General features: G+C 71.5%; 4 protein-coding genes and 1 pseudogene. 2 read left to right on the top strand and 3 right to left on the bottom strand.

The genetic code is table 11. From position 1 onward, the window contains the following. On the top strand, positions 1 to 667 hold a 667-nt coding region (locus H5J26_RS28075; protein ID WP_235981203.1), incomplete at its 5' end, for an NADase-type glycan-binding domain-containing protein. A 19-nt stretch (positions 668 to 686) separates the two neighbouring features. Here H5J26_RS28075 and H5J26_RS28070 read toward each other — a convergent pair. Then, on the bottom strand, positions 687 to 1,949 hold the full coding sequence (locus tag H5J26_RS28070) for a glycoside hydrolase family 10 protein (RefSeq protein WP_181768772.1): 1,263 nt from the start codon (positions 1,947 to 1,949) through the stop codon (positions 687 to 689). Positions 1,950 to 2,238: 289 nt separating this feature from the next. Between H5J26_RS28070 and H5J26_RS28065 the strand changes: the two genes are divergently transcribed. Continuing rightward, entirely contained in the window at positions 2,239 to 3,099 is an 861-nt protein-coding gene (locus H5J26_RS28065; RefSeq protein ID WP_181768771.1) for a 3-hydroxybutyryl-CoA dehydrogenase, read from the top strand. 137 nt (positions 3,100 to 3,236) lie between these two features. Here the strand turns inward: H5J26_RS28065 and H5J26_RS28060 are convergent, their stop codons facing one another. Continuing rightward, the gene (locus tag H5J26_RS28060; protein ID WP_181768770.1) at positions 3,237 to 4,529 is read right to left on the bottom strand and encodes a PP2C family protein-serine/threonine phosphatase; all 1,293 of its coding nucleotides are present in this window, start codon (positions 4,527 to 4,529) and stop codon (positions 3,237 to 3,239) included. 280 nt (positions 4,530 to 4,809) lie between these two features. After that, positions 4,810 to 5,358 (bottom strand): annotated as a pseudogene (locus H5J26_RS28055) (phenylalanine--tRNA ligase subunit beta); the annotation flags it as partial.

Genomic DNA, 5,358 nt, shown 5'->3' with positions numbered 1-5,358 from the left:
CTCAGTTGCGAGCTCAGGGGCGAGCTCATCTCTTGTCACGCCCGCCCTGCCCTGGTGGCGGCGGATCCTGCGGCCGCCGTCCGAACACCGCATGACGGCCGGCACCCGGCCACGCCACCGCACGCTTCCCCGGCCCCGGCTGGCACTTCCACTGGTGCTGCTACTCCTCGCGGGACTGGCGTGGTTCGCCCGTCCTCAACTGGCGGAACTCTTCAACTTCGCCAAGGACAGCACCGGCAAGCCGGAGGGCCTTCAGGTGACCGAGCCGCGGGCCTCCAGCTCGGCGCGCGGTCACAAGGCGGGCGCGGCCTTCGACAAGCTCAACAACCGCTACTGGGCCCCCGCGGCCGCCGGCTCGCAGTGGGTGGAGGCCTCCTTCGAGAAGCCGGTACGCCTCCAGAAGTTGCTGATCACACCAGGGAGTTCGGCGAAGCAGGACGAATTCCTCAAGCAGGCACGGCCCTCGAGGGTCACGCTGACGCTCTACTCCTCCGGCGGCGAGCGCAGCACCAAGTCGCTCACCCTCAAGGACCAGGCAGGCGACCAGAGTTTCGACGTGCGCGGTTCCGACGTGGAGCGGGTGAGGGTGACCGTCGACGATGCGTTCGGGGTCCGGCCGGGACGGCGCCTGGCGGTCGCCGAGCTCGAGTTCTTCGGACGCGACTGAGACCGCAGACGGAGCGGGCTCAGCGAGGACGGGCCGCGGGATAGTGGTCGGCGACGACCCGGGCCATCGCACCGATCTTGTCCTCGCCTACCTCCTTCGCCGAGAAGAAGATGTGCCCCTCGACCTCGGGCAGCGAGCGGCAGAGAGTCAGGTGCCGCGAGAGCTCGGCCGGGTCCTGCCAGGGCTGCGGCTGCGCGGGATCGCCCGCCTTGTACAGCGCCTCGCCGATGTAGAGGCGCGTGCGGGTGCCCCGTACGGTCTCGGCCCACCAGGGCGCCAGCTTCGCGTAGTCGGCGACCTCGAAGCCCATGTGCCAGTAGATCTGCGGGAGTACGTAGTCGAGCCGGCCCTCCCTGACCCACTTGCGCGTGTCGGCGTAGAGGTCGTCGTACGTCTGCACCGCGGCGGCGGTGTCGGACCCGGCCGGGTCGGTCGTCTTGTTGCGCCACACGCCGAAGGGACTGATCCCGAAGCGCAGCCACGGCTTGACGCGGCGGATGCGGTGCGCCGCTTCCTGCACCAGCAGGTCGATGTTGTTGCGCCGCCAGGAGGCCAGGTCCGGGAAGTCCTTCCCGTACTCCTCGAAGGCGGCGCTGTCGTCGAACGTCTCGCCCGGGAGGGGATACGGGTAGAAGTAGTCGTCCCAGTGGACGCCGTCGATGTCGTAGCGGGCGACGGCGTCGAGCATGGCGTCCTGGACGAAGCGCCTCACCTGGGGCAGCCCCGGGTTGTAGTAGAGCTTCCCGCCGTAGGTGACGGCCCACTCGGGGTGGCGGCGGGCCGGATGGCCGGGCACGAGCTGCCCGAGGTCGTCGTGAAGGGCGATGCGGTACGGGTTGAACCAGGCCTCCACCGCCAGGTCACGGCGGTGTGCCTCGCGGACGACGAAGCGCAGCGGATCCCATCCCGGGTCCTTGCCCTGGGTGCCGGTCAGCCACTGGGACCACGGCTCGTACCGCGAGGGCCACAGCGCGTCGGCGGTCGGACGCGCCTGGAAGTAGACCGTGTTGAGCCGCCGGCGGCGGGCGTTCTCCAGCTGGGCGACCAGCTGCTCCTGCTGCCGCTCAGGGCTGAGGCCGGACTCGCTCGGCCAGTCGCGGTTGTCGACGGTGGCGATCCACATGCCGCGCAGCTCGCGGCGGTTCCCGCCGTGGTCGGGCCGGTGGTGACCGTGGCCGTGCTGACGCTCGTACGCGGCCGCGCGCGCGTTCGTCGAGCCCGCCACCCCGGTCAGGGCGCCGACCGAGCCCGCCGCGAAGCTTCTCCGTGTGATCCGCCGCATCGTTCCCCCTTCATGGCCGCCTGCAGTCAAAGGTCCCACTCGAAGTGGTGGAGACCAATCCGCCGATGCTCCCGTGTGCCTCCCGCCCGTACAAGACCGCGTGCGGGCTTCCGCCCCCGCCCCGCGCGGGAGGTGCCCGGAAGGGTAACGTCGGGCGGCACGGGGGCACCCCCGGAACGTGTCCGGGGGAGGAGCAGGGCTGTCTCTCCGGGGGCTGTTCCGGCGGGGCCGGTTCCTCCAGGGTCGATCCCGTACCGCCCGGACCACAAGATCAGCGAAAGGCACGAGGGTGACCGACATCGAACGCGTCGGAGTAGTGGGCTGCGGCCAGATGGGCGCCGGCATCGCGGAGGTGTGTGCGAAGGCCGGACTGGACGTCATGGTGGCCGAGACCACCGGCGAGGCGCTGGAGCTCGGCCGCACCCGGCTGGCGAACTCCCTGGGCAAGGCCGCGGAGCGCGGCAAGATCACCGCGGAGGAGCGGGACGCGACGCTCGGCCGGCTGACCTTCACCACGGACCTGGGCGACTTCGCCGACAGGGACCTCGTCATCGAGGCCGTGATCGAGAACGAGCAGGTCAAGACGGAGATCTTCCAGGTGCTCGACCAGGTGGTGACGCGCAGCGACGCGATCCTGGCGTCCAACACCTCCTCGATCCCGCTGGTCAAGCTCGCGGTCGCGACCTCGCGCCCGGACCAGGTCATCGGCATCCACTTCTTCAATCCCGCGCCGGTGCAGCAGCTCGTCGAGATCATCCCGGCGCTGACCACCGGGGACGAGACGATCAAGCGCGCCGAGGCCGCGGTCACCGGCCTCCTCGGCAAGCACACGATCCGCGCGCAGGACCGCTCCGGCTTCGTCGTGAACGCACTGCTGATCCCCTATCTCCTGTCCGCGATCAGGATGTTCGAGTCGGGGATCGCCAGCCGCGAGGACATCGACAACGGCATGGAGATGGGCTGCGCCCATCCGATGGGTCCGCTGAAGCTCACCGACCTCATCGGCCTGGACACGGTCGCCTCCGTCGCCGACTCGATGTACTCCGAGTTCAAGGAGCCGCTGTACGCCGCTCCCCCGCTGCTGCAGCGCATGGTGGACGCGGGACGCCTGGGCCGTAAGGCGGGCGCGGGCTTCTACGCCTACAGCTGAGGACGGACCGGAGCGCGCCTGCCCCAAGGCCGAACAGCAGCCGACGGAGGTCGGGGCGGCGCGCTCGGCGCTGATCCGTTCCCGGGAGGGCGCTCACTGAGAGGGCGTCAGGAGCGGGGCGTCCACTGACAAGGCGTTCACGGGCACGAGCACGGCAGCCGCTCGGCCGGCCGCTCCGGCGGCGCTTCGAGTGCGTGCCCGTGCACCCTGCAGTGGTCGTTGCGCAGGACGAGCAGCGCGATGTCGTCAGGCAGCCGGCCGCCCGCGTGGCGCACAAGCCCCTGCCGCACGAAGCTGACGACGTCCGTCGGCGCGGGCGGCGTCGTCGAGACCGTCCGCTCGGCGAGCGCCGCCTCCAGGGCGTCCCGCAGGGGGAAGAATGCACCGTCCCGGTCGCGGGCGTCCTCAGCACCGTCGGTGTAGAGGAACAGCGCCTCACCGGGCGGCAGTTGAATGTGCTGGGGCCGCGGATCGGCGGACGGCAGCGGGAAGAGGCCCAGCGGCGGCAGCGGTTCGGCTGCGCTGACGATCTCGACACGGGCGCAGGCGTCGTCGCGCACGGAGAGTCTGTACGGCCAGGGGTGGCCGCAGTTGAGTGCGGCCACGGTGCCGTCCGGGCCGACCTCCAGGAGCAGCAGGGTCACGAACTCCTCGTCCGCCTCGGACGGTTCGCGTGCCGAGCCCCGGTGTCCCGTGGTGGACCGGCCGTCGTTCAGATGCCGCTCCAGGCCGCGCTCCAGCCGCCGCAGCACCGTAGCGAGCTGCGGCTCGTCGTGTGCGGCCTCGCGGAAGCTGCCGAGCACCGCCGCGACCGTGCTGACGGCGCCGAGGCCGTGTCCGCGCACGTCGCCGATGAGGACGCGCACGCCGTGAACGGTGGCCGTCGCGTCGTACAGGTCGCCGCCGACGGCCGCACCACGAGCTGCCGAGAGGTACCCCGCGGCGACGGTGAAGCCTTCGATGCGCGGCGGCAGCGGCCGTATCAGCGCCTGCTGCGCGGCGGTCGCCACCTCACGGGTGCGCGCCAGTTCGCCGGCGAGGCCGTCGCGCCACCGCATCGTGTAGCAACTGGCCATCGCCACACAGAGGATCGCCACGCAGATACCGGTCCTGCTGCCGATGTCCTCGTACGCCGAGGCAGGCAGCGGGTAGAGGGCGAACAACGCGCAGCCTCCGCCGAGCCAGATGCCCGCGCTGCGGCCCGTGCCCGCGCAGGCCAGTGCGGGGGTGGCCGCCAGCAGCGCCACGAAGTGCGTCCCCACGGGAAGGCTGCGCTCCCACAGGAGCACTGCGAGGACCCATACGGCGGGGGCGGCGAATGCCAGTGCCCGGCGGACGGTGAAGCGACGGCCCACTCTCGGTCCGTCCGTCGTCCCCTCGACGGGCCCTGCGATCGTGAAGTCGGCGCTCGCTGACTGGTCTCCGGTCATGCGGACGGTCCCTCCGGCCTGTGGGGCGGTCGTTCGCCCGCCCCGTGCTGGTGCTCTGCCCTCCTCCCCGCCGACTCCCCTGTGCCGACCTGCACGATGGTGTCGGAGCTCGGGGCCCGGTGAACCGACGTCCGCCATAGCTCACTCGATTGAGTGAGGAGCCTTCGCGGGCTTCGCGTACAGCTGTACGGACAGACCGAGGGGCGTACGGACCTTGGTCCGTACGCCCCTCAACTCCGCTGCCTCACAAGGCCGTCAACGGCCTTAGCTCTGCGCGCTGCTACGCCCCGGCACCGGCCTCGGCGCCTCGCAGCACCGCACCCGTGCGCTCGACCGCCGAGGCGACCGCGGCGTCCCGCGCCGCCGACGCCTCCTCCGCCTTCAGCGTCCGGTCGGAGGCCCGGAAGCGCAGCGCGTACGCCAGCGACTTCTTGCCGCTGCCCAGCTGCTCGCCGGTGAAGACGTCGAACAGCCGCACCGACTCCAGGAGTTCGCCGGAACCGGCACGCAGCGCCGCCTCCACCTCGGACGCCGGCACGGACTCGTCCACGATCAGCGCCACGTCGCGCGTCGCCACCGGGAACCCGGAGACGCGCGGCGCGGGCACGACCCCTCCGCCCGCCTGCTCGACGAGGTCGAGATCGATCTCCATCGCACAGGAGCGCTGCGGCAGTCCGAGGGCCTTGACGACGCGGGGGTGAAGCTCGCCCGCGTGACCGGCGAGGACCTCGTCCCCGTCCTTGGTGACATACAGCGCGGCGCAACGGCCGGGATGCCAGGGCGCGTTACGCGCGCTGCGGACGGTCAGTTCGGCCCCTGCCTCCCGTGC

The sequence above is a fragment of the Streptomyces albidus (ex Kaewkla and Franco 2022) genome (genome assembly GCF_013870515.1).
In the GTDB taxonomy this organism is placed as follows: Bacteria; Actinomycetota; Actinomycetes; order Streptomycetales; family Streptomycetaceae; genus Streptomyces; species Streptomyces albidus.
The sequence above is the reverse complement of the archived record's forward strand: the minus strand, read 5'-3'. Positions and strand labels throughout refer to the sequence as shown.

What these genes read in the sequence shown, in the direction of transcription:
- H5J26_RS28070 (WP_181768772.1), bottom strand. Translation starts at nt 1,949, where the DNA reads ATGCGGCGGATCACACGGAGAAGCTTCGCGGCGGGCTCGGTCGGCGCC.
- H5J26_RS28060 (WP_181768770.1), bottom strand. Translation starts at nt 4,529, where the DNA reads ATGACCGGAGACCAGTCAGCGAGCGCCGACTTCACGATCGCAGGGCCC.